20 protein-coding genes and 1 pseudogene are annotated in these 26,025 nt (G+C 42.6%); 9 read left to right on the forward strand and 12 right to left on the reverse strand.

From position 1 onward, the window contains the following. The first annotated feature begins 7 nt into the window (after window positions 1-7). Both RTJ53_RS04695 and RTJ53_RS04700 read left to right on the forward strand, forming a co-directional pair. Window positions 8-1,090 carry a helix-turn-helix transcriptional regulator gene (locus tag RTJ53_RS04695; protein WP_312276064.1) on the forward strand — a complete coding sequence of 361 codons (1,083 nt, stop codon included), beginning with the start codon at window positions 8-10 and terminating at the stop codon, window positions 1,088-1,090. A 429-nt stretch (window positions 1,091-1,519) separates the two neighbouring features. Further along, window positions 1,520-1,714: pseudogene (locus RTJ53_RS04700) on the forward strand (transposase); the annotation flags it as partial. A 235-nt stretch (window positions 1,715-1,949) separates the two neighbouring features. On the opposite strand, the gene RTJ53_RS04705 reads toward RTJ53_RS04700, so the two are convergent. Continuing rightward, complete coding sequence (locus RTJ53_RS04705; RefSeq protein WP_312276065.1) at window positions 1,950-2,612, reverse strand: TetR/AcrR family transcriptional regulator; 663 nt, start codon at window positions 2,610-2,612, stop codon at window positions 1,950-1,952. 282 nt (window positions 2,613-2,894) lie between these two features. Here RTJ53_RS04705 and RTJ53_RS04710 point away from each other — a divergent pair, with 282 nt between their 5' ends. The 5 genes from RTJ53_RS04710 to RTJ53_RS04730 all read left to right on the forward strand — a co-directional run bounded on the left by RTJ53_RS04710 (window position 2,895) and on the right by RTJ53_RS04730 (window position 10,470). Beyond that, window positions 2,895-4,043: an acyl-CoA dehydrogenase family protein gene (locus tag RTJ53_RS04710; protein ID WP_312176494.1), complete on the forward strand. Its 1,149-nt coding sequence runs from the start codon at window positions 2,895-2,897 to the stop codon at window positions 4,041-4,043. A gap of 112 nt (window positions 4,044-4,155) precedes the next feature. Further along, window positions 4,156-5,364, forward strand: a complete 1,209-nt coding sequence (locus RTJ53_RS04715) for an acetyl-CoA C-acetyltransferase (RefSeq protein ID WP_312276066.1) — start codon at window positions 4,156-4,158, stop codon at window positions 5,362-5,364. Between the two features lie 48 nt (window positions 5,365-5,412). Beyond that, window positions 5,413-7,581 carry a 3-hydroxyacyl-CoA dehydrogenase NAD-binding domain-containing protein gene (locus tag RTJ53_RS04720; RefSeq protein WP_312276067.1) on the forward strand — a complete coding sequence of 723 codons (2,169 nt, stop codon included), beginning with the start codon at window positions 5,413-5,415 and terminating at the stop codon, window positions 7,579-7,581. Continuing rightward, entirely contained in the window at window positions 7,574-8,635 is a 1,062-nt protein-coding gene (locus RTJ53_RS04725; protein WP_312276068.1) for a CaiB/BaiF CoA transferase family protein, read from the forward strand. The genes RTJ53_RS04720 and RTJ53_RS04725 overlap by 8 nt, the downstream gene beginning before the upstream one ends. A 149-nt stretch (window positions 8,636-8,784) precedes the next feature. Continuing rightward, a complete protein-coding gene (locus RTJ53_RS04730) occupies window positions 8,785-10,470 on the forward strand; it encodes an AMP-binding protein (RefSeq protein ID WP_312276069.1) in 1,686 nt (561 codons plus the stop codon). A 145-nt stretch (window positions 10,471-10,615) separates the two neighbouring features. On the opposite strand, the gene RTJ53_RS04735 is transcribed toward RTJ53_RS04730, so the two are convergent. The 6 genes from RTJ53_RS04735 to RTJ53_RS04760 form a co-directional block, all read right to left on the reverse strand. Then, window positions 10,616-11,821 carry a S1 family peptidase gene (locus tag RTJ53_RS04735; RefSeq protein WP_312276070.1) on the reverse strand — a complete coding sequence of 402 codons (1,206 nt, stop codon included), beginning with the start codon at window positions 11,819-11,821 and terminating at the stop codon, window positions 10,616-10,618. Between the two features lie 85 nt (window positions 11,822-11,906). Continuing rightward, window positions 11,907-12,509, reverse strand: a complete 603-nt coding sequence (locus RTJ53_RS04740; protein WP_312276071.1) for a TerD family protein — start codon at window positions 12,507-12,509, stop codon at window positions 11,907-11,909. 67 nt (window positions 12,510-12,576) lie between these two features. Beyond that, a complete protein-coding gene (locus tag RTJ53_RS04745; protein ID WP_007116710.1) occupies window positions 12,577-13,155 on the reverse strand; it encodes a TerD family protein in 579 nt (192 codons plus the stop codon). Between the two features lie 396 nt (window positions 13,156-13,551). Continuing rightward, entirely contained in the window at window positions 13,552-14,850 is a 1,299-nt protein-coding gene (locus tag RTJ53_RS04750) for a VWA domain-containing protein (RefSeq protein ID WP_312276072.1), read from the reverse strand. A gap of 86 nt (window positions 14,851-14,936) precedes the next feature. Next, on the reverse strand, window positions 14,937-16,079 hold the full coding sequence (locus RTJ53_RS04755) for a glycerate kinase family protein (RefSeq protein ID WP_312276073.1): 1,143 nt from the start codon (window positions 16,077-16,079) through the stop codon (window positions 14,937-14,939). 38 nt (window positions 16,080-16,117) lie between these two features. Beyond that, complete coding sequence (locus RTJ53_RS04760; protein WP_312276074.1) at window positions 16,118-16,330, reverse strand: GntT/GntP/DsdX family permease; 213 nt, start codon at window positions 16,328-16,330, stop codon at window positions 16,118-16,120. Window positions 16,331-16,481: 151 nt separating this feature from the next. Between RTJ53_RS04760 and RTJ53_RS04765 the strand changes: the two genes are divergently transcribed. Next, window positions 16,482-18,413 carry an acyl-CoA synthetase gene (locus RTJ53_RS04765; RefSeq protein ID WP_312276075.1) on the forward strand — a complete coding sequence of 644 codons (1,932 nt, stop codon included), beginning with the start codon at window positions 16,482-16,484 and terminating at the stop codon, window positions 18,411-18,413. Between the two features lie 359 nt (window positions 18,414-18,772). On the opposite strand, the gene RTJ53_RS04770 is transcribed toward RTJ53_RS04765, so the two are convergent. After that, window positions 18,773-19,921, reverse strand: a complete 1,149-nt coding sequence (locus RTJ53_RS04770) for an MFS transporter (protein WP_312276217.1) — start codon at window positions 19,919-19,921, stop codon at window positions 18,773-18,775. Between the two features lie 133 nt (window positions 19,922-20,054). On the opposite strand from RTJ53_RS04770, the gene RTJ53_RS04775 reads away from it, so the two are divergent. Beyond that, window positions 20,055-20,960, forward strand: coding sequence for a LysR family transcriptional regulator (locus RTJ53_RS04775; protein WP_312276076.1), 906 nt, complete (start codon window positions 20,055-20,057; stop codon window positions 20,958-20,960). A gap of 113 nt (window positions 20,961-21,073) precedes the next feature. Here the strand turns inward: RTJ53_RS04775 and eutC are convergent, their stop codons facing one another. From eutC to RTJ53_RS04795, 4 genes are all read right to left on the reverse strand, one after another. Then, window positions 21,074-21,940: an ethanolamine ammonia-lyase subunit EutC gene (eutC, locus tag RTJ53_RS04780; protein ID WP_312276077.1), complete on the reverse strand. Its 867-nt coding sequence runs from the start codon at window positions 21,938-21,940 to the stop codon at window positions 21,074-21,076. Continuing rightward, window positions 21,933-23,324: an ethanolamine ammonia-lyase subunit EutB gene (locus RTJ53_RS04785; RefSeq protein WP_312276078.1), complete on the reverse strand. Its 1,392-nt coding sequence runs from the start codon at window positions 23,322-23,324 to the stop codon at window positions 21,933-21,935. The genes eutC and RTJ53_RS04785 overlap by 8 nt, the downstream gene beginning before the upstream one ends. A gap of 25 nt (window positions 23,325-23,349) precedes the next feature. Beyond that, window positions 23,350-24,729: an ethanolamine permease gene (gene eat / locus RTJ53_RS04790; protein ID WP_312276079.1), complete on the reverse strand. Its 1,380-nt coding sequence runs from the start codon at window positions 24,727-24,729 to the stop codon at window positions 23,350-23,352. Window positions 24,730-25,112: 383 nt separating this feature from the next. Beyond that, window positions 25,113-25,832 carry a UTRA domain-containing protein gene (locus RTJ53_RS04795; RefSeq protein ID WP_312276080.1) on the reverse strand — a complete coding sequence of 240 codons (720 nt, stop codon included), beginning with the start codon at window positions 25,830-25,832 and terminating at the stop codon, window positions 25,113-25,115. Window positions 25,833-26,025 lie beyond the last annotated feature (193 nt).

Raw genomic sequence — 26,025 nt, forward strand, 5'->3', positions numbered from 1 at the left:
AAAAATAATGCCTAGTATCATGGAAAAAAACCGTGGAGAACGCTTAATTCTGCTATATCAAAATTTACCCAAAGGCGAAAAGAACGCCAAAACCCTAAGCGAGCTATTAACCAGGTTTAACCCCACAGGCGGCAAAGCCAAAAGCCGTGCCAAACTCCTAGAGCAAGACTTGCTTTCATTGTATTCACTGTTTGGCGATAACTCTATGTGTCGTATGCCAGCATGGGAAGAAGGTTCAATTGCAGGTAAAACCCCAAAATACTACCTTCACCCCAACTTTACCCTAGATAGCTTTGACAATGAAAACCTATTTTTTTGGGAAATGCTTGATAAATTCACTGCCAACTACTTACCTAAAAATATTCATAATAAATTAACTGCCAAGATTGCCAACGTCAAAAATCATCAAAATCGGCAATATCAAATTAGTCAGCTTGGGCAATGGAAAAACCACCTATTTACGATACCAAGTTTATTGCAAGCCCCTAAATACGATGAGCATATTCTAAAAACTATTCATCAAGCGATCATTGATTGTAAAAGATTAAAAATAAGTTATCTAGCGAAGTGGGCAAATGAGCCTGTTACGCGGTGGGTTTATCCAAGAGGATTGATATTTATCGATAATATGATTTACCTAACTGCTTTTTACAAAATAGAGGAGAGTATATCGACGCCTGAAAAAGTCTATTTAGATGCTAACCGCAATTACGCCATCATACGCATCCAATCAGTACAGATTTTAGAAGAGCCAATACCCAATTGGGTGAATGATTTAAGTTTGGAAGAATTAAGTCGAAAGGGCATGCTTGAAACCCATTTAACGCAGCGAGGAAAGCCAATTATATTAAGGCTTAAAATTAATCATATTGCTGCCCAACATCTGACCGAGCGACCACTGTCAAACGATCAGAAGTTAGAAAAGCTGGATGAAAAAAACTTGTTACTTACAGCGACCGTGATGAATACTGTAAGGCTTGAAGATTGGCTAATCAGTATGTCGCATATGTCAGAAGTCATTGAGCCTGTTAAGCTTAGAGAAATAATTATTGATAGATTAACGGACGGACTGAATCAATACACCAAATAAAATTATCAACTAGTAGTTTTAGATTAAAATTAAAAAAATGTAAAATTAGTTATAATTAAAAACCAAATTAGAACTAATTTTACATTAATGATTTAGGATTAATATGCTTTTTTATGTCATTTATAAGTATCATCCATAACTACTCAATTTAATCGTAAAGCCAACAAAACATTGGCGAAAAAGCTGCTATTCCTAAAGCAATCTACGTGATCGATGCATTACCCTTAACCGCCGTGGGTAAAGTATTTAAACCTGCACTAAAACGTCAAGTGAGTGTGATGTGTAGTAGCATAATAAACCACGACAGTTAATAAGAGATTATAATACCTTCAGTAGAGAAATAATCTCATTACAAAAGTAAGAAATCAATACTCACCAGAATTTAAACTTGAACTCATCAAACTGATTGAAGAGTAAGGGCAAAAAGTTCCTGATGTTGCCAGTCAATACAATGTTGGCAAATCAACTTTGGAAAAGTGGCTACAACGCTATCGTGTCGAACAATCAGGTAAACCATTAAGTTCAGGTAGAGCGATAACGCCCAAACAACAAGAAATCCAGCGACTTAAAAAAAAAGTGGCACAACTTAAGCTAGAACGAGATATCTTAAATGAGGAGGGATAAGCGAAGCACTGCTTCGCCCCGACGAAAGGCGAGAGTTATCCTCGAGTGGGCATCCGCTCTATTGGCACAAGACAGTCTCGGTTTTCGCTAATAGAGCAAGTTGCTAAATCTGAACGTAAAATCAGGCTGTGCCAGCTATTTGATATACCAAGGAGCACTCATTACGCTCTAAAAAAGCCTAAACTGCCCAGCTTAGAACAAATAAATCTAAGGACTTGGGTTTTTTTTTATTCTCTCAGTCATGCCGTGAAATAGCTTGCCATAGGATATCAAACAAAGGATCAAAGTCAGCCGTCATCGGTTTGGCAGAGTGTCTTAACACGTGCATCAGCCCCAATCGGGTGATAAACCCCATAAACACATCTAATAAGGTTTTAAGCGAGACATTTTGATTAAGCTCCCCACGCTGCTGCCCATCCGACAACACTTGCAAAAAAGCTTCCATCAAGTCCTTGTTTTCATAAATGGCAATATGTTGATAGTGGGAGACAGGAATCGCTGTAGAAAAAAACAATACCGCATCAGGATTGTGGTCAACAAAATCAAACATCACCCATAGCGTCTTACGCAGCCGGTCTTTAACACTATCAATACCGCTCAAATGGTCAATCATTCGAGCGGCTAGGCGACTAAGCACTCGATCTAAAATCACATAAATTAGCGTGTTTTTATCGCCAAAATATTTATACAAGGTCTGCAGTGACACGTTCGCGTGTTTTGCAATTGACTGCATTGTCACACTATCCGCAGCGACCTCACTCTCACCACTGGCATACAGCGTAATCACACTTTTTTCGATTTTATCTAAGGTTGCAGGTCGTATCTGCGCAAGTAAGGTTAAATCACCCATTGCATTACTAGGACGTCCAAGCGTCATTGGCTTTTTCAACGCAGTCATAACATTCTCTATTTAGATATTTAAAAAATAGTAATATATATTACCATATCTACAGACAATATTGTTCTCATTTTTTATCTTTGTTATTATGGCGGTATTATTTGGCTATTTAATCATAATATTAGGGTTTATAGTTAGTATTAGAATGGTAATATAAATTACCTTTATAATATAATTTAAGGATAAATAACTATAAATAGCCGAGCAATTTTTTAAGGTAGTAATTAATATTACTATGATAACGGTTTAATTAATCTCTCAATAACGAACGAGGAATCAAGGATGATCAACCATTTTGAATCAAGCTGGATGAACGAAGAAGTCGCCATGCTAGAAGAGACTGCCAAGAAGTTTTTTCAAACTTGGATTGATAAAGACATCGAGTGGCGAAAAAACGGCATGATGGATAAAGAAGCATGGCTTGAAGCAGGCTCGATGGGCTTTTTATGTGCGTCGATGCCTGAAGAGTATGGCGGTGCCGGTGGCGACTTTCGTCATGAAGCGGCATTGATTTATGCCCAAGCCGATGCGGCCTTGAGCGGATTTGGTGGCTTTTTGCATTCAGGTATTGTGGCACCTTATATCTTGCATCATGGCAGTGAACAGCAAAAACAGCGTTGGTTACCAAAAATGGCAACGGGCGAATTGGTTGGTGCGATTGCGATGACCGAGCCAGGGACGGGGTCAGATTTGCAAGCTATCAAAACCTATGCCGTTAAAGACGGTGATGACTACATTTTAAATGGTTCTAAAACTTTTATTACCAATGGTCAGTTAGCCAACCTAATTATCGTCGCTTGTAAAACCGACCGCGAAAAAGGCGCTCAAGGGGTATCTCTCTTGGTATTAGAAACCGATGGTTTAGCAGGCTTTGAGCGGGGTCGCAACTTAGAGAAAATCGGTTTATCGTCACAAGATACCTCAGAGTTGTTCTTCAATAATGTGCGTGTCCCACAAAAAAACTTATTGGGCAGTGTGGAGGGCATGGGCTTTATTCAGTTGATGCAAGAGTTGCCACAAGAACGCTTAATCATTGCTTTAGCGGCGGCGGGGGCGATTAAGAAATCGATTGAGCTTACCATCGAATATACCAAAGAACGCCACGCCTTTAACAAGCCTGTGTGGTCATTTCAAAATACCCGATTTAAACTTGCCGAATGTAATGCGGACTACCTTGCCGTCAGGGCAATGTGTGATGCGGCACTCGAGGCCCATCTTAACAAAAAACTGACCGTACAACATGCCGCTCTATTAAAAGCCTTTACCACGGATAAACAAGCCAAAGTCACGGATGAATGCTTACAGCTATTTGGTGGCTATGGTTATATGCTGGAGTATCCGATTGCCCGATTATATGCTGATGCCCGAGTGCAAAAAATCTATGGCGGTACCAATGAAATCATGAAAGAGTTGGCGTCTCGTTTTATGTAACTCATCGTTTTATATGGCTGCGCCACTTTTTAGCTAGCCTAGATATTAGTATCAGATATTAGGATTAGCCATTAGCAATTGACAAATTTTAATCATGATTAAGGAAAATCAAATGAGTAATACCGCTTATATTTATGATGCTATCCGCACGCCGCGTGGCAAAGGCAAATCCGATGGCAGCTTGCACCAAGTCGCTCCAATTTGGTTAATCAGAGAACTGCTGACAAATTTACAGTCGCGCAATCAGTTGGACACGCAGTTGGTGGATGATGTGGTACTAGGTTGTGTCACCCCTGTTGGTGAGCAAGGCTCGGATATCGCCCGAATTGCGGTAATTGATGCCGGTTGGGCAGAATCGGTGGCGGGCGTTACTTTATCGCGATTTTGTGCATCAGGGTTAGAGTCAATTAATTTAGCCGCGAGCAAAATCATGTCGGGCATGGAAGATATGGTGGTGGCAGGTGGCGTGGAGTCTATGAGCCGTGTCAAAATGGGGTTAGACGGCGGGGCTTGGTACATGGACCCACGCGTCAATACCGCCACCGGCTTTGCCCCACAAGGCATCGGCGCTGATACGATTGCGACATTAGAAGGCTTTAGTCGCAGTGATGTTGATGCATATGCCACCGAGTCTCATCGCAGAGCCCAGCAGGCTTCTGAGCAAGGGTATTTTGCTAAATCGATTATTCCTGTTAAAGATATCAATGGTCTGATGATTTTAAACCATGACGAAACCATTCGCGCTGATACCAGCGTTGAACGCTTGGCAGAATTAAAGCCCTCGTTTGCCATGCCAGGAAAAATGGGCTTTGATAAAGTAGTCTTAGATAAGTATGCCACGATTGAAAAAATTAACCATGTGCACCATGCCGGTAACTCATCAGGTATCGTTGACGGGGCCGCGTTATGTCTGCTTGGTAGTCAATCAGCGGGACAAGCGGCGAATTTAAAACCCCGTGCCAAAGTCACGATGGCGGCAGTGGTGGGGTCAGAACCGACGATTATGCTAACAGGTCCGACACTGGCTGCAAGAAAAGCCTTAGCCCGGGCGAATATGCAGGTGTCTGATATTGACCTATGGGAAATCAACGAAGCGTTTGCAGCGGTGCCAATGAAAACGGCAAAAGATTTAGGGCTTAATATAGATATCGTGAATGTCAACGGTGGTGCGATTGCTATGGGACATCCATTAGGGGCAACAGGGGCAATTTTGATTAACACCTTGTTAGATGAATTGGAGCGTCGTGATTTGACCACTGGACTTGCGACCTTATGTGTCGGTGGCGGTATGGGTATTGCCACGATTATTGAACGTGTTTAAGTCGCCTATTTAATTGAATTAAAAAATCTAAGAAAAAAGGATGTTTCTATGACCAGTCTTACCAGCCAAGCGGCGAATCAATTGGCCAATTTTTCTGCCACTGACGACGATAATATTGTCATTTTGACCATTCAACAATCTCGCAAAATGAATGTGCTTGATGAGCATTTTAGCAATGATTTAGAAAAAATCGTTCAAAGTTTTATTCAAGACAAAGACAGCAAAGGGCTTATCATCACCAGCGATAAAGATAGCTTTATCGTGGGTGCCGATATCGACCAATTTGCCAATATCCAATCCCCCAAGCAAGCTTTTGATTTTGTTGAACATTTCAAAAAGGTGTTACGCAGCTTTGAAACCTGCGGTAAACCTGTCGTCGCTGCATTAACAGGCACTGCCTTAGGTGGCGGGCTTGAAGTAGCGTTGGGCTGTCATTATCGCATTGCCGTTGACCAACCGAATGCCAAATATGGCTTGCCTGAAGTCAAGTTGGGCTTATTACCTGGGGGCGGTGGTACGCAGCGTTTAATGCGTCTTGTCGGTATGCAAAAAGCGTTAGAGTTGATGACCCAAGGTACTAAGCTTACCACCCAAGCCGCTCATCAGCTTGGCATTATCGATGCGGTAGTTACTGATAAAACGTCACTGATTGAACAAGCCAAACAGTGGATTCATGAGCATCTAACCGCTCAGCAGCCTTGGGATGACAAAGGCTTTAAAATCCCTCAAGGTAACGCCTTAACCCCGCAAAATGCCCAAATGCTGAGCATTGCCCCTGCGATGGCGAATCAAAAATCGCATGGCAACTATCCTGCCATTACCCACATTTTATCATGTGTGTTTGAAGGTAGCTTAGTGGACATCGATACTGGTCTGGCGCTTGAGTCGCGCTATTTTGTCGCCTGTGCCATGTCACAAGTGTCAAAAAATATGATTGGCACGCTTTGGCACCAACTCAACAGCATCAACAAGGGCCAATCTCGTCCAAAATCTATCCCGCCATATCAAACCAAAAAAGTCGGTGTGTTGGGTGCAGGGATGATGGGTGCAGGTATTGCCTATGTCTCTGCTAAGGCAGGCATTGACGTGGTATTGCTCGATACCACGATGGAAAATGCGGATAAAGGCAAAACGTATTCAGAAAACTTGCTGGATAAAGCGATTGCCAAAGGCAGAAGCAATGATAGCAAAAAACAATCCTTACTGGATAAAATTCAAACCACCACGGATTATGCAGATTTAGCGGATTGTGACTTGGTGATTGAAGCGGTGTTTGAAGACCGTGATATTAAAGCCAAGTGTACCCAGCAAACAGAAGCAGTCACCGCTAGCGATGCGATTTTTGCGTCAAATACCTCAACCTTGCCAATTACCGGTTTAGCCAAAGCGAGTGGCCGTCCTAAGCAATTTATCGGCTTACACTTTTTCTCACCTGTCGATAAAATGCCGCTTGTTGAAATCATTATGGGCGAGCAAACCGATGAAACTACGTTAGCCAAAGCCTTTGACTATGTATTACAAATTGGCAAAACGCCGATTGTGGTCAATGATAGCCGTGGTTTTTATACGTCTCGTGTGTTTGCCACCTATATCACCGAAGGCTCTGCCATGCTCTCTGAGGGCGTCCATCCCCGATTGATTGAGGTAGCTGGTATCAAATCAGGTATGCCTGTCGGACCGTTGGCACTGCAAGACGAGGTGTCTTTAGGTCTGATGCTGCATATTAATGAGCAAACCAAAAAAGATTTACAAAAAGAAGGCAAAGAAATGCCCCATCACCCCGCCGATAGCGTGGTTGAGCTGATGGGCAAAACCCACGGGCGTTTGGGTAAAAAAGTCGGCAAAGGGTTTTATGACTACCCAGAGGGAGGTGAAAAACAACTGTGGCCCGGGCTATCAAACTTATTCCCTGTCGCAGACACGCAGCCTACTCAGCAAGAGCTTATTGACCGCTTTATGTTTATCCAAGCCAATGAAACCGCTCGTTGTTATGAAGAAAACGTGATTAATTCAATCGCAGATGCCAATATCGGCTCTATCTTTGGCTGGGGATTTGCCCCGCATCATGGGGGTACTTTGCAGTTTATTAATGCCTATGGCGTTGATAATTTTGTCGCACGCAGTCAACAACTTGCCGAGCGTTATGGCGAGCGCTTTGCCCCTGCCCAAGTTTTAGTAGCTATGGCAAAGGCGCATAAGGAGTTTGTTAATGAATGACGCCATAGCCGCACTGGGTATAGCTGACTGCTTAACAGGGCTAAAAGTTATTGACTTATCACGCAACTTGCCGGGTCCATTTGCCACACGACTGCTCGCTGATTTGGGGGCAGATGTGATCAAATATGAACCTAAGCCAGGTGACCCTGCCCGGGCGTTGGGCAATTTATTTGATGCTTTAAATCATGGCAAAGCTTGTCACAAAATGGACTTTAAGCACCCCGATGATATTGCTAAGCTTAAAAGCGACATTGCCACTGCTGATGTGATGATTGATAGTTTCCGCCCCAACGTATTAGAAGGCATGGGACTTTCGCCACAGGCACTGCTTGCGGACAACCCAAAGCTGGTGATTGTTTCCATCACTGGCTATGGTACGACGCCCAACTGGGCGGATAAAGCCGGGCACGATATCAACTTTATGGCAATGAGTGGCGTACTTGACCAACTCAAAACCGCATCGGGTGAACAAGCCATGCCCAATGTGCAATTTGCCGACTTGGCTGGCGGGAGTGACACGGCGGTCATCGCTTTATTAGCGGCCGTTGTCAATGCCAAGCTAACTGGCAAAGGTCGCCATATCATCATCAGCATGACCCATAGTTTATACAACCATTTGGTGATGCCAAAAGCGACGGGAAAATTTGTCAAAGCATTAACACAGGTAACACCGACGCCTGAGCAGGATTTTTTAGGCGGCGTGCTGCCATGTTACCGGCTATATCAGACACAAGACGGTCGTTATATGGCAGTCGGCTCGCTTGAGCTAAAGTTTTGGCAAGGCTTGTGTCAAGCGTTAGACGTTAATGAACATGCGGCTAGCCATTGGCAAATGGGCGTACTGCCTACTCATCCGCAGAGCCAAGCCGCTGCCAAGGCTATTGCCCAAAAATTTGCCTCGCAGCCACTTAGCCACTGGCAGCACTACTTTACCCAATTTGATGTGTGCGTGACGCCTATTTTAACCTTGGCAGAAGCCGCCTGTCATGAACTATTTGCTAATCAAGATGAGTATGGTAATGTTAAGCCTTGGTGTGATAATGATTGCAACTAGGCTATTCATTTGCGTCACTATCAACTCAAGGCACAGTAATTGATAGTAATCAAAAAGCGCGGCAATACGCGCACCCTAATAGGCCCATGGAAAAAACCTTTTCAAGGGCCTATTAGCCTATTTTCTAAGGACAGAAAAAGGATAACAACATGGAAAATTTTTGGACAAAATTTTATGACCCTGCCACCGCCGCACACATTCACGCTTTAACTGATCAATCGTTAATAGAATTTTTTGATGATCGTTTAACGGCCTTTGCCTCCCGAGAATTCACCAGCAATATGGAGCGAGCGATCAGCTATCAACAGGCGGATAACGTCGCACGCCTAGTCAGCCGCTGGCTACAATCCCAATCCTTGGGCCCAAATGCCAGTGTCGCTATCATGTTGCCTAACGTACAAGCGTATTTACCGGTCATGATAGGTGCGATTCGCTCAGAGTATGTTTTGACGCCGATTAATCCGCTACATACAGCTCGTGAATTAGAGTTTCAGTTGATTGATGCCAATACCGAAGTTATTTTTATTTTAGAAAATTTTGCTCACACTTTACAAAAAATCATTGATAAAACCCCAGTGAAAAAAGTCGTAATTATCCGTTTAGGAGACTTGTTAGGATTAAAGGGTAAAATAGTCGATATCGCTGTAAAATATGTCAAGAAAATGGTAGAGCCTTACCAAATTGACCAAAAGTATCAGCCATTACGATTGGGTCAAGTGATGAAAACCGCTAAATCCATGCCTTACCAACAGCCATCCAAATCACTTGATGATGTTGCCTTTATCCAATACACCGGCGGCACCACTGGCAGACCCAAAGGCATCTTGCTGACCCATCGAAATATTTTGACAGCAGTTGAGCAATACTATCAGTGGTTTTTGCCGGTACTCAACCAACAAAAAAATGTCGAACAAGTATTCCATAGTATCCTAGCGTTGCCGCTATATCATATCTTTGCCTTTATCTTTTCCATGTTAGGCATAAAATCTGGCATGCGCATGACCTTGGTGACCAACCCTAAAGACATTGCCGGTTTTATCAAAATATTATCTGCTAAGCCGTTTCACATTCTTCCTGGGGTTAATACCTTGTTTCAGGCATTAGTTAACCATCCCGATTTTAAAAGTGTCGATACCCGTGAACTAAAATTATCAATCGCCGGCGGTATGGCAGCCACACCCGCCACGGCCAAAGCTTGGCTTGAGCTCACTGGCTGCCCCTTAATAGAAGGATGGGGCATGTCCGAAACTATCGGTGCAGGCACGTGTAACCCCCTCACCAATCATGAGTACACCGGCGATATTGGGCTACCTTTGCCGAGTATCGATATCAAAATCTGTGATGATGTGGGCAATGAAGTGGCGTTAGGCGAAGTGGGTGAAATCTGTATCAAAGGTGATAATGTGACTATAGGTTATCATAACATTGACAACACCGATTATTTCTTACCTGAAGGCCATTTAAAGACAGGCGACATTGGGATGATGATGCGAAACGGGCATATCAAATTAATGGATCGCAAAAAAGATATGCTGATCGTCAGTGGCTTTAATGTCTATCCAACCGAAATTGAAGCGGTGCTGTTAAATCACCCGAAAGTCCAAGAATGTGCCGTGATTGGCGTTGAAGATGCGCTTCAAGGACAATCGGTTAAAGCCTATATTGTCAAATCAGATGACAGTTTGACGATAGATGAGCTGAAAGCCTTTAGTCATGAGCAATTAACCGGGTATAAACGACCACGTCAATATACGTTTATTGAGCAATTACCCAAAACCGCGGTTGGCAAAATTCAAAAAACTGAACTAAGATTGCTTAAAAAAAATCTGACTTAACAACCATCCTGCCCGCAAACGTGCCAATATCTACGACCTACAATCCTGGCGCGTCATGCAAAAAGCTGACCCCAATTAATAGCTTTGAGCAAAATATCCGACAGTTGACAATAAGACGTTATTAACCAGCAGCCAAGCCCCACAGCTAAGCGCCACAGCCAACTAACCACAAAGCAGATTTACTCTGTTTGGTAATCTGAGGCGTGGATAGGGGTGTTTGGCTAATATTGTGGGTAAGCTCGCTCACATTAAGCCCGCAACTGGTTAAAAGCGCAGATAACAGCTGATATTTGACTGCATAATTCATGTTTTGGGTATTGGCAATGGTATGGGTAACCATACCGACGACCTCGCCTGTGGGAAGCAGGAGCGGACTGCCACTTGAGCCAGGCTGAATTGGCGCAGTAAACTGCATAAAACGAATATCATTGCCAATGCCTTGTAGCCCTGCGATATTGCCTTGGGTGACTTGTAATTGACTACCAAGACCTGTTAGCGGAAAACCAAGCGTGGTAATCTGCTCACCCAGCAAATCATAGCCACGTTCTCGCACGGGCAGATAACTTGGTAAAGGCTGATTGACTTTAAGTAACGCTGTATCACTACCTTCATCTGCCAGCAACACTTGGCATTCCATGTCGGGATAGCCTTGTTGACGCAGCGCAATTTGCGTTGCCCCGTCCACCACATGCTCACAAGTGAGTAAATGATAGGGATCAATTGCAAAAGCCGTCCCAGTCCAAGTGTCACCTGGCTGAGGGCGAGGACGTCTGTTGTTTGGTATAGCGTGCAAAACGTTGCCTGTCGTCATGTTGTTAGGGTAACGGGCGTCGAGGCTGATTTGTAAACGTTCGGCAAAACTGGCTAGACTTTGACTAGATGTTTCCGCGAGTGCTCGGCATTTATATTGCCCATTACGCTGGTAGATCTCCAGTACAATACTGGCTTTGATATGGCGCTCTGGGGTATGAAACGCATAGTCAATATCGCTAGCGACTTCAATACCCAGGACTTTGATACCCAGATCATTGACTTCCACGGCTGGGGCAATCACACTAGCGTCTTGGTAAGCATACACGATCAGTTGCAGATACTGGGTTTGATTTTGGGAAAAGACATTGGCTAAGTCTAATTTCCAAACATGGCTTTTCTCACTCTCGACTGTCAGCGCTGCCCAATCTTTGCTTTCATGCAGATAAGCAGGGCTAGTAGTTGCTCGGCGACTTGCATCCATCGCTATCCAAACGCAGCCCATCTCAACCCCAAAACGACTGGCATTTTGGCTAGTTACTGTCACTTGGCAAGGCGTGTGGGGGATAAGCGTATTTGCCCCAAGTACCAAAGTTGGCATCGTGTTTCCTTATTATTTTTTTATTATCCGAATAAAAAAATACCCCATTGACAGCAAATAGGGCATTGTTATCTACAATTTAAATTTAGGCATGTGGTGTAATAGCAGGCATCAAATCATGAAAGGTACGACCACTGGCAATTTCGCCAATGGCATGCATTTTCCATTCACCATTGTGGCGATAAATCTTTGCCAAAATAAGCGCGGTATGACCACCTTGAGCTGATAAGTTATAGCGAGCCACTTCGCTATTATTGCCGGCATTAACGATACGACAAAACGCATTGGCAACTTTCTCAAACGTTTGACCCGTAAAGCTATTGACGGTAAATACCAGTGACTGTACATGAGCAGGGATACGAGATAAATCGACATTGATGACCTCATCATCGCCATCCCCTGCGCCTGTGCGGTTATCGCCTGTATGAACGATACTACCGTCCTTTGACTGCAATTGACCAAACCAGATTGCATCGATGGGCTGTTTACTCGCGTCAAACATAATGCAAGATGCATCCAAATCGATACTATCATTACTACCGCCGCCACCGAATAAACTGCCCAAAAAGCCACCGGATTTTGGGGTGGATGCAACATCCCACCCTAGACCCATTTTGATACGAGTCAGTGCCGTGCCTGCTTCTTTATCAAGTGAAATTTTTTGTCCTTTTTGTAGACTAACCGCCATCTTTATATCCTTTATTTAATGAGTCTTTATCATTCTTTTACTGATAAATTGCTGCTTGAAATCTGATTTAGCCGATATTTACGCCATATTGTTGGCACATAGCTGCTAAGCCACCTGCATAGCCTTGACCCACCGCACGAAATTTCCATTCGCCATTGTGTTTGTAGACTTCGCCAAATACCATGGCAGTTTCGATTGAATAGTCTTCTGCTAAGTCAAACCGTACTACCTCTGCCCCTGTTTCTTCATTGACCACACGAATGAAGGCATTGGATACTTGACCAAAGTTTTGATTACGGGCTTGGGCATCATGGATTGTCACAGTGACTGCAATTTTTTCAATATCGGCGGGTACTTGGGAAAGATTGACTTTGATCACTTCGTCATCACCGTCACCTGCCCCTGAGCGGTTGTCCCCGGTATGTTCAACTGCACCGTTGTCAGATTTTAGTTGGTTATAAAAAATAAAGTCATGGTCGCCGCGTACTTTGCCTGTATTATTAAGCAAAAATACGCTGGCATCTAAGTCAAATTCTGCCCCTGATGTGGCACGCTCATCCCAACCTAGACCAATTAATAGCCGTGTTAGGGTAGGATCTGTTTTTGACAGGGATAAGTTACCGCCTTTATTGAGTGAAATGGCCATTTTGCTCTCCTATACTATAGTATGTATTATCCAAATTTATTTGATAATGTTTTTCTCTATCAAATTAAACAATTATCTGTATAAAGTCAAAGTTCTATTCGTTATTTTAATGCCTTAATCATCATATTTTTTTAGAAACTTAAAAATGAATTAAGTAATAACCTGTTCAAAATCTTTTCAATAATAAAGCAATGAAAGCTAAAGTCATATTTTTCAAGTAAACTATCCCGCAGCATCGTTGCCAAATTGGCAAAAAAGGTCAAGGGTAATGGCTGAGTACCATCACCGATTGAAAATAAGTAGGTGTGTTTTAAGCGTCTTTTACGAGTGACAAATTGCTCAAAATTTTCAAATTCTGAAAATGGCTCGAAAATGGCAAGTTTAGTAATTAAATTGCTATCGCATAATTCTTTTTAATTTAGCCTCATTTAACCAACTGGGGAACTCTTCTAATAGCAGCTCATACAAGCGCTCATCGCTGATAACGGTGATACGCTCTAACTCGAAGAAATTGCAATTATCAATAATACGGCCTGCCATATCATCGAGTTTTTCAAGCACCCCATAATTGCGACCGCCAATGCCAACAAACTGCCAAAAAATGGGTAGCGTTGCTGCCTGCGTTAAAACCTTTTGCATTTGCCGGCCACTGCCCACACCACCATCGGAGATAAACAACACATACACAGGGATACCATCGTCAAACTGTTGATAGTAGTTAATCACTGCTTCAATCGCCGGTATCTCTTGATTGATCCTTGCGCCCACCTGCCAGTTGCGCCAACCTCGCTTGGTTGTTTGAATAAATTGATTTACATTGGTTAAAGTGACATCATCAAGCTGCGTGGTATATTGAGCAAATGCCCAACATTCAAAACTACCGTCATTGTCAAAGTTAATTGCCAATGGCATAAGACGATCAACCACTTTTTGCACATCGCCATTATGATATTGATGGTTCATTGAGCCTGAGGCATCTAGCACTAAAGCGACACGTGCTTGTACATCAAGTAGGTTTTTCTTTTCCAGTTGTATCAGTGACTTTTTGGTTAAATCAATAATGCTAGCGTTACCTGTTTTCTCTGCTTTTTCTAAGGAAATTTTCTTTTTTAAATCAATTTTGGATAGTTGTGGGGTAGTGGGCGCCGTTGGTGCGGCTTGGGTAGGCACTGCTTCAGCCACCTCACCGCCGAAATGCTTGATTAAGGCTGCCAACCCACCATTAAATCCTTGTCCAACTGCATTCATGCGCCAAATATTATCTTTTTTATAAAGTTCCAGTGCCATTAACGCCTTTTCTTGCTGAAACATACTGCCGTCAATTGGAAAGCTTGCGACCGTCTGCTGCTGAGATTGCAAGTTAATTGCCATTGCTGGCAACTGTGCCATGGTTTGATGACCATCAATGGTTAAGGTTAATACCAAGCGTTCAATTTGCGGGGTTAAAGTGGCCAAATTGACATCGAAGCTGACTATTTGACTATCATTTTGGGTGAGCTTTAGGCTACCGCACGGGCTTTGGGGTTGGTTATAAAATATCATGTAGGCTTCGTCGCTAAGCTTACCCTGACTGTCTAAACCAAACAGTGCGATGTCTAAGTTTAAATTGCTCGGTATAGTAGTTGCTAAGCTAAAACTCAGCGAATTGTTTAATACATCTGACAGTTTAAGTTTTTGTCCACGAATAAGCTGCATCTGTAAATCCTTATTTATCGTTGTTGGTCATTGTTATTTTATTAGCGCAACCAATTAACATGCGAGCATCTTTATAGGGCTAAATGTTAACGGTTTAATTGTTGACCCAATTGCATTGCCATCGCGATATTATAGGCAGTCTTTTCAACATTCTGTTTTGCTAAAGCAAGTGCCTCATCAAGCGAGCCTAAAGTTTGAATACTGGGCATCGCGATTGTAAAACCATCGTCTTTCCAATGGCTGTGGGGGTCATCGACCACGCCACAAATGGCGATAACGGGCACATTCACTGCTTTGGCAAGTGATAGTATGCCTGATGCTACTTTGCCCATGGACGTTTGAAAATCCATTTTCCCTTCGCCGGTGATGACCAAATCTGCTTGCTGAATCATTTGCTCAAGCTTACTAAATTCACTTACTAACTGAAACCCGCCAGTCAGTGTTGCCGATAAAAACGTCATTAACGCAAAACCCAAACCGCCTGCGGCACCTGCGCCTGCTTCATTACGATTATCGGGGAAATTTTGACGGCTGGCAATATTGGCAAAATGATTAAGTGCATTATCTAAAATAACGATATCGTCTAGCGTCGCCCCTTTTTGCGGGGCATACACATGGCTAGCACCGAGTTTGCCACATAATGGATTGGTCACATCACAGGCGACGGTAATACTAATATCAGCGATTTTATCGCTAAATCCACTGCTATCAATAAAAGCCAATGCCGCTAATGCTTTACCGCCTTGCGCAAGCTCATGATGCTGTGCATCCAAGAAACAATAGCCCAAGGCCTTTAGCATACCTGTACCTGCATCATTGGTGGCACTGCCACCGATACCTAGGATAATATGTTTTGCGCCTTTATCAATCGCATCAAGTAGCATTTCACCCACGCCATAAGTGGTCGTGATACTTGGGTCTCGCTCTGATTGTATCAGCAGGTGCAAGCCAGCACAGCTTGCCATCTCAATAATGGCGGTTTGATTGGGCAGTAACACATAGCTTGCCTTAATCGGGCGCATCAAAGGGTCATGTGCAATGATACTTTGCCATTCGCCAGACAGCGTTTCTTTAAGCGCGGCAGCCGTGCCTTCACCACCATCTGCCATTGGGATTTTAATGATGTCAGCCTCTTTAAAAACAGTGGTAAATCCTGTCTCAATGGCATCACATACTTCACTGGCAGTGAGACTTTCTTTAAATGAATCTGGGGCAATAACAATTTTCACGGTACTTTTCCTAAAGTTATTTTATGACAGGGTGTGACTTAAAGCAGAATAATCGATAATAACCAGATAAACACCATGCTAACGACCCCTTGGATACCTATAGCGACAGTATGCGCTCTATAGGCTTGTGGCACACTCATACGACTAAACTGACTGACAACCCAAAAATAGCTATCGTTGGTATGTGATACGGTCATCGCGCCTGCCCCAATAGTACAATCATCGGAACATCCTTTTTCCCGTAGTTTCATGAGTTAACTGAGTTTGTCCATCACATCAGCTAACTGTAGCAAATATGTACGAAACAATACCAGAAATTTTGCCTGACATACCGTATTATTTCTAGAGGCAATTTTGACGTATTGCGATACTTAATTTAGGACTAAAAAGGACTTTGACACGATGAACCAGCAAATAAAAAATCAGCACGACCTTGGACAGTATGAACAAAATTTTCCTTTAAACCTGCCTAGCAGCACCTATCAGATGCTATGTGATAGTGAAGCTCAGTTTGGCGATAAAAAAGCCCTTACTTTTGTTTTAAATGCTACGCAGTATCCAAACAGCACAAGCTATAGCTATCGGGAACTATTGGCTTATATACGTCAAACCGCCAATATGCTTTATTCGTTGGGCGCGGATAAAGATACGGTCATTGCGATTTTATTGCCAAATTTACCCGAAACTCACTTTTGTATCTGGGGCGGCGAGGCAACCGGTATTATTTTTCCGATTAACCCATTGCTTGAACCTTCTGTGATTGCCGGCTTATTAAATGAAGTCAAAGCCACGCTACTCATCACGCTTGCGCCATTACCCAATCAAGATGATAAGCCGCAGCTTTGGCACAAGGCGGTAGCGGTTGCCAAGCTTACCCCAAGTTTGCAGCATATCATTGGGGTGACGATGGCTCATCATTTCGCCCATCAACTTAATATAACCTTGCCAGATGCAAGTAAAGAATTTGTACAGCAGTTACCAGAGACTATCACCTATCATGACTTTTACACGAGGATTGCAAACCAGCCCAAAGATAGATTAATTAACCCCCGTGCGATTGTGCCTGAGGAGCTGTCTTCATTCTTTGGAACCGGTGGTACAACTGGTATGCCCAAAATCGCCATGCGTAATCATAAAAATGAAGTCGCCAATGTCTTACAGGCACGGGCATTGTTTGGTGATGACATGCTAAATCAGGGCAATGTGGTGCTGTGCGGACTACCCCTATTTCACGTCAATGCCGTCATGGTTACAGGATTATTACCGTTATCGATGGGGGGTGAAATTCTGCTGGTTTCGCCAGAGGGCTATCGCGGCGATGGGGTGATGGCAAATTTTTGGGCGATTATTGAGTATTATCACGTGAGTTTTTTTAGTGGTGTGCCCACGCTTTTTGCTGGATTATTAAATCTACCAGTTGGCGACCATGATATTGCTAGTTTAAAACACTGTTTGTGTGGCGCAGCCCCGATGCCGATAGAAGTATTCAAGCAATTTGAAAAACAAACAGGCGTGCAAATCATTGAAGCGTACGGTATGACGGAAGGCAATTGTGGTAGTTCAGCCAATCCAAGATTTGGGGAGAAGAAAATCGGTTCAATAGGGCTACGTTTCCCGTATCAGCCTATGCAAGTGATGATACTTGATGATCATGGCAAGTTTGTGCGAGTTGCCAGCACAGGCGAGGTGGGCAATATTTGTATTCGCGGCGATAATGTGTTTCTCGGCTATTATTTGGCGCAGCAAAATCAAGGGATTTGGGTAACTGACTCTGACAATCAAACTTGGTTTAATTCAGGTGATTTGGGCTATCAAGATGCAGACGGCTACTTTTTCTTGACGGGTAGAAAAAAAGAGTTAATTATCCGAGGTGGACACAATATTGACCCAAAAATGATCGAAGAGGTGGTTTATCAATATGACGGGGTAGCCGGCTGTGCTGCCATTGGTAAGCCTGATAGCTATACAGGCGAGTTACCTGTTTTATTCGTTGCCCCTAAGCCGGGTGTCAGCTTAGACACTGATAAACTCATGCAATTTTGCCAACAAAATATTGGCGAAAAAGCGGCAATTCCTAAAGCCATTTACGTGATCGATGCATTACCCTTAACCGCCGTGGGTAAAGTATTTAAACCTGCACTAAAACGTCAAGCGACCGTGATGGCTGTCAGTGAATTACTGCAACAACATCATATCAATGCTACCGTCAGCAGCAAAGACGACCCTACTTATGGGTTTATTGTGCTAGTCAACCTAGATGGTGATGCATCACATCAACCACAAGCCAAAACCTTGTTAGACCAGTTAGCCATTCATTGGCAGTGGGGTGAATAGGTTTTTTAAATAATTAAGGCAACTACTAAATTAAGCGATGGTACAAAATAAGCGGTAATATCGGTAGGATTATTTTACACTATAGGATGAAAAGGACTGACATCCAGTCCTTTTTTTATAACAAATGTTTAACGATATCGCAATCTACGTACCAACCTAAAGTTAAATAAATTAGTTTACCTACACGATCTTTATTAAATTATTACAGATAGTTGGCCTCTGTTAAGCGCATTCAAATGTAAAAATAGGGCAAGTTTCGCCCCAAGTTTTTAAATTATAAGATATTAGTCGGATAAATATTTCCTAGTTTACGCCGTCTTGCTTTATGACTACACGCATACCAGATTTTTACTGCGTTGTTATTTTTTGACCCAACTCATTTGCCAAAATACCAATCCTAAACTCAATACTGCCATTACAGCACCAACCATTGTCACTGCACCATAGCCAAGGTTTAAACTTAAAACCAAGCCACCCGCTGCCGCACCGACCGCATTACCCAAGTTAAATGCCCCAATATTCACTGAAGATGCAAGCCCTGCTGCTTCATGAGCGACTGACATCACCCGTATTTGCAGTGGTGGCACAATACCAAATGCCGCTGCACCCCAAATGACCAACGCTACACCCGCACCGACACTGGTAGTTGCAAGCACAGGAAAGGCGACCATCACCGCAATTAACACCCCTAAGAATCCAATCAAAGTTTTATCAATCGAACGGTCTGCAAACTTGCCGCCCAAGTGATTACCAATCGAAAACCCAATTCCAATGAGTACTAGCATCACTGTAATCATGGTGGCGGAAGCATGGGTAAAAGTTTTTAAACTCGGTGCAATATAAGTATATAAGCTAAACATCGCACCCGATCCCATCACGGTTGTCAACAAAGCCATCAAAACACGGGGGCGCATGAGTACTTGGATTTCTTGTTTAACATTGGTAACTTCGGTCGATTTTAACGGTGGCAAGGCTTTATACAATGACAACATAGTCACGACGCCCAATGAAGCAATCGTCGCAAAGGCAGTTCGCCAACCTAGATTTTGCCCAAACCAAGTGGCAAGCGGTACACCGCCAATATTCGCAATCGTCAATCCCATAAACATGGTCGCCACCGCACTGGCTTGTTTTTCTTTGGGAACGAGACTGGCAGCCACGACTGAGCCAATACCAAAAAACGCCCCGTGATTGAGGCTGGTAATTACTCGTGCCGCCATCAGACCCAGATAACTCGGTGCGACAGCGGCGAAAATATTGCCAATCGTGAAAGTTCCCATCAGTAAAATCAGTGCTTTACGACGAGAGTATTTACCAAACCATAGCGTCATCATTGGTGCGCCAATCATCACACCCACCGCATAAGCAGTCACCAACATACCTGCTTGTGGAATCGAGATACTGAGGCCTTGGGCTATCTCAGGTAAAAAACCCATCGGTGAAAACTCAGTCGTACCAATGGCAAAAGCACCAACTGCCAAGGCGAGTAATGGAAAATTCAGTTTCATCATACGCTTCAAATTTTTAAATCGTTATAAGTTTTAACATGGCGCGTATTATGCCGAAATTTTTAGTGCCAAAAAATGCAATAATATTCAAAATATTATTGATTTAAAATCAACGATACTTAAAGGTATAAAAATGGCAAAATCAACGATTGATGAATTAAAGGCATTTATCACCATAGTAGAGAGTGGTTCAATCAATGCCGCTGCTGACCGCCGTGATGTCACTACATCGGCAATGAGTCGCACCCTACAAAAACTCGAAAAGAAACTGGGTGTCACCTTATTAGAACGCACAACCCGTAAATTAAATCTAACCCATGAAGGTGAGCAGTTTTTAACCAAGGCTCGTACCATTATCAATGAGCTAGAATGTGCCGAAGAAGAGCTTCTGCAGTTTGACCAAGATATCGCAGGGGTGATAAGGATTGATTCTGCCACATCGTTCGTATTGCACGTACTTGTGCCATTAATTCAGGAATTTCAAACCCTGTACCCTGCTATCGAAATTGAAATTAACAGCACAGATTTCAATATTGATTTGCTCGAGCAGAACACAGATATCGCTATTCGATTTGGCAAATTACAAGCGTCAACGTTGCACGCCAAGCGCTTATGTCAAACCCGATTAATACTGGTTGCCAGTCCTGATTATCTAGCCGAGTATGGCATGCCTACAACGCCCAACGATTTGCTTGCCCATCAACTGATTGGCTTTAGCAAAGTGCCTTCGTTAAATACTTGGTGTGTTGCAGTAGATGGGGCGCTTTTACAAGTTAATCCCAAGCTCAAGGCTTCTAGCGGTGAAACGGTTAGGCAATTAGCGTTGCAAGGCAATGGTATTGCTTGTTTGTCGTTGTTGATTGTGAGCTCTGATATTGAAAACGGTCAGTTAATTCCCGTTTTGGAAGACTTTAATCAACCCATTTATCAAGATATCCATGCAATTTACTATCAGCAAAACCATTTGCCAAAACGTATTCGTGTATTTATGGATTTTTTATCGCAGCGGTTTGACCCAAAAAACATTGGTATTAACTAACTGTAAAATACCTCGTAAAAAAATCATTTAAGGTAATTAGCTGTATTTTTCGTGCCGATACTTACCAAGGTAGGGGGTGTTTAGAATTAAAATAATACTAATTTGGTTCTGTTTTAGTTGTCTATTGGAATTATGGTCTGTGTTGATCCCGAGTTTATTTTTAACAAACTATCACTTTCATCCTTTAGGTCTACGCCTGTTAGCTGGCGTTCAAATGCTTGCTCAATTAGCCAGTTAAGTTTGAATGCGGCTGCTTGTGAACTAAGTCCGCCAGGTCGAATGTTAGAAATACAATTACGCTCAGCATCTTTTTTACCGATTTTAGGAGCGTAAGTCATATAAACGCCCAATGAGTCAGCTGCTGATAGACCAGGTCGCTCACCAATGAGTACAATGACCATTTTAGCATTAGTAAGTTCACCTATCGCATCGCCCAAGGCAACCCGTGCCTGTTGTGCAATAAACACAGGTGCAATCAGCAGCTTTGGATTAAGAAAATTTTTGAGCGCTTCTAGCAGCGGTAAAACTTGGGTTTGCACGGCCAAAGACGATAAGCCATCACCTACCATAAATACGAGGTCGTATTCTGCTGATAAATTATTTTTTGATGTTTGGTTAAAACGAAAGGCATCCTTGCATTCTATTGACAATTGACGCCCTAAATCAGGGCGACGTAGGTAAATTTCACGGTTTGCTGCCTTGCTATGGATGTGTTCAACTTGCCAGTTGTTTTTTTTAAGTTGCTCGCTTAATAAGTCAATATTTAATGGGGTATGAATGGCATCGCAAGCTTGGGCATGGGCTAAGCCAAAATTTAGTACTTCATGGGTAGGTAAAGCTGCTCCCACACGACCAATAGCAATACGAGCTTGTGTCAGTTCCCGCCAGTCTTGCCAATCATTTTGGGTGATGCTTTTGTCAGGAATGACGTCTTTGTTAATTAAAAATTGGACTGTATCGTCATTAGGAAGATTAGCCATAACTTACACTCAATGTATTGGGCGCCATTAAAAATTGTTTGCCATCAGATAACAAATGGCCTTGTGGGTCGGTTAGTTGCATTTTCTGTAACCATGATTCAAATTCGGGAGCTGCGCGTTTTTTGAGCGTTTCTCGGATAAATCTAGCATCATGAAAACTGGTGCTTTGGTAGTTGAGCATAATATCATCTGCCCCAGGCACACCAATTAAAAATGTCAACCCTGCTGCAACAAGCGATACGATGATACTGTCCATATCATCTTGGTCAGCATCACAGTGATTGGTATAGCAAACGTCACAGCCCATGGGCAATCCCAATAACTTACCACAAAAATGATCTTCTAAGGCTGCCCGTAAAATTTGTTTACCATCAGCCAAATATTCTGGACCTATAAAACCGACAACTGTATTAATTAACAATGGATTAAACTGTCGAGCTACAGCGTAAGCTCGCACTTCACAGGTTTGTTGGTCGATGTCATAGTGGGCATTAGCAGACAATGCACTGCCTTGTCCTGTTTCAAAGTACATAACGTTATTGCCAACGCTACCACGATTAAGCGATAACCCTGCTTCATAGCCTTCTTGCAAAATCGCTAAGTCGACGCCAAATGAACGATTTACCGCTTCTGTACCACCAATGGACTGAAAGACCAAATCAACAGGTACGCCTTTATTTATCAGTTCAATAGTATTGGTAATATGAGTTAATACGCACGATTGGGTTGGGATTTGATATTCATTGATTAATGCATCAAACATCTTAGATAAATCACCCAAAATCAGCATACTGTCCGATGCCGGGTTAATGCCGATAACGGCGTCACCCATGCCATATAATAGTCCATCGAAAGTAGACGCGATTACCCCTCGCATATCATCTGTTGGATGGTTGGGCTGGATGCGTACAGACACCCTATCTGGTAAACCAATGGTATTGCGAAACGCAGTAATCGTTTGACACTTGGCAGCAACCGCAATCAAATCTTGATTGCGCATTAGTTTGCTCACCCCTGCTATCATTTCAGGGGTAAATGCCCACTTACAATCTTGCAAAATCTGCGTAGTGGCATATTCGCTTAATAACCAATTTCTAAATTCACCAATGCTCATGTTACCAAATGGCGCAAACGCCACGCTGTCATGCTGTTGGCGAATCAAGCGGCTAACCTCATCCACACTGTCATCAAGCAAGGGCTCATCCAAAAATATGCCTAATGGTAAATCAGCGAGTACAAAGCGAGCTGCCATTCGCTCAATATTCGTGGTCGCAGCAACGCCAGCAAGTACATCACCTGAGCGTAATGGACTTGCTTTTGCCATCACTTCTTTGAGACTGTCAAATTGCCAAACATGGTTGGCAATCGTGGTTGAAAAACGCATGTTACTATCCTACTGTCTACTGTGCTCACAGGGCGGTTAATGGTTTATTGGCAACACTTGCCAAATGTTTATTGCGCAGCATCATCATTACGCCATACGCAATCGCCATTAATACTATGTATAAAACAAATAAACTAAAATTAAAGTAAATCATTGCAAGTAAACTAAACAAACCTAAGCCTAATGCAATCGCAGGAAACACAGGGTAAAAAGGTGCTTTGAAAGGACGATATAAATTTGGTTCACTACGACGCAATTTAAACAAGGCTGCCATAGATACCAAATACATATTGAGTGCACCAAATACAGATAGCGTAACAATATTTGCTGTCAAGCTTTGATCATTAAATTTAATCAAATTATCACTAAAAATTGCCGTAATCCCGATCACGCCGCCGGTCAAGATTGCTGCCCCTGGGGTTTTAAATTTGGGATTTAGTTGTCCTAATCGCTTAGGTAAAAAGCCTTCTCGAGCCAAAGCAAATATTTGTCGAGAATAACCCATTATAATGCCGTGGAAAGAGGCAACTAGACCAAATAAACCAATCCAAACCAATAAATGTAACCAACCGCTATTTTCTCCAACAACGACTTTCATCGCTTGTGGCAATGGATCATTTACATCAGAAAATTGTCGCCAATCACCGACACCGCCTGCCATAATCATCACACCAAATGCCAAAAATACCAAAGTCAAAATCCCTGCGATGTAAGCTTTGGGGATGGTATGAGCGGGATCTTTGGCTTCTTCTGCCGCCATTGCTGCCCCTTCAATCGCCAAGAAAAACCAAATCGCAAAAGGCATGGCTGCTAAAATACCGCCAATAGCTGACATAGAAAAATGATTACTACCTGCCCAGCCATACGCTGCAAAGTTACTCCAACTCCAACCAGGCGCCACAATGCCCATAAACATCAATAGTTCACCAATGGCTAAAATAGTCACAACCAATTCAAAGGCAGCCGCAATACTTACTCCTAACCAATTTAGCAGCATAAATACAAAATATGCACCAACGGCTATATATTTGGCATTAAGTTCTGGAAATTGCACATTTAGATACGCGCCAATCGCCAACGCAATAGCAGGTGGCGCAAAAACAAACTCGATAAGCGTCGCATAACCTGCAAGAAAACCCCCTTTATCACCGAAAGCTCGTTTGGCGTAGGCATAAGGGCCGCCGACATGTGGAATGGCCGTAGTGAGTTCGGTAAAACTAAAAATAAAGGTAGTATACATAACGGCGATAATAGTAGTCGCAACTAAAAAGCCTAATGTACCAGCTTTGCCCCAACCATAGCTCCAACCAAAATATTCCCCGCTAATGACTAAGCCAACAGCTATTCCCCAAAGGGAAAAAGTGCCCAATACTTTTTTAAGTTGATGGTTTGTATTGATACTCATAAGTGTAGCCCTTCTATGTTATGCAAGTGCTACCGCAAAGTTTATGCCAACAATAATAATTTTTTATAATAATTTATAAAAATCAAACGGTTAGATAAAAAAGACTTTCTTTGTGTTGGTCAATGAGTCCATTAAACCAATTATTAGAACAGGTTAAATGTATGATTGATACTGTATTGATTCTCTATAACAGTGAGGTAGACAACTAAAATGGTGCATATACCGACACTATTTAATTTAATTAGCACCAAAAATCACAAACGCTTTTTTCAGCACCTGTAAATTTTTTTACCCTCATAACACATTTTTAATGCTGTAAATCTTATTTTTATTAGCTTGTGCTTTAGCGTTTTAATAACTGGGCTATAAATTACATGGCTAGGCTATAAAGTACCCTGAAAATGATATCGCTCACCTGCATACCACATATTGACCACTGTAAGCACTTGGTCTTGCGATAACGTTTTACGGTTTAGCAATAACACTGGCGCACCCACTTCGATAGACAGAGCCTTTGCGACTACTTCATTCGCCAATTTAGCAGATATGGTGTATTCACCACCTTGTAAAGGCGCATGGGCAATTAAGTACTCACTAGTATTAACTTGGGTAAAATCCTGCGCTAAAAAATCGCTTACCTTGCTGTGATTGACCCAACGCTCTTCAAATTGTAAAGGCACGTTGTCCGCAAAATGGATAATCTTTACAGTAGCAATTTGACTTTGATCCTTCTCTACAGGCGTACAAAACTGTGCCTGTATGCTATCAGGCAATTGCGAAAACTCAAGCAATCGTTGCTCCAAAACTTGCGCCTGATATAGATGGTCTTGTGCTTGAATATCATGCGCAATATTTCGTATTTCAACAAAAGTGTGACTAAAATGTCGCTGTGTCACAAATGTGCCTGAGCCTTGACGACGCTCAAGCACGTTTTCTTCAGACAATTCCTTTAACGCTCGATTGACCGTCATACGAGACACTCCAAACTGCTGCGCTAAGGTAAGCTCAGGTGCAATTGCTTCTCCAGCTTGCCATTCACCTTCATGAATCTTTTGTAAAATCATCTGTTTGATTTGTAGGTAGCGAGGAGTTTTTTTGCTCATTAGTAACAACCACAATATTATTTAACGTAAAAATAGCCTTTGCCAGACTTGGCAAATTGACTTGATATGATACTGAGAAAATAGCAAAAAAAATACTTGCTAAACCAGTTATAAGTTGATAATTTGTATATACAAATATTCATTTGTTTCCATTACAAGGACTGAACATGGAAAAAATCAATGGTTTCAAGGG

Origin of the sequence: Moraxella sp. CTOTU46711, from assembly GCF_031975715.1 — a bacterium.
Classification (GTDB): domain Bacteria; phylum Pseudomonadota; class Gammaproteobacteria; order Pseudomonadales; family Moraxellaceae; genus Faucicola.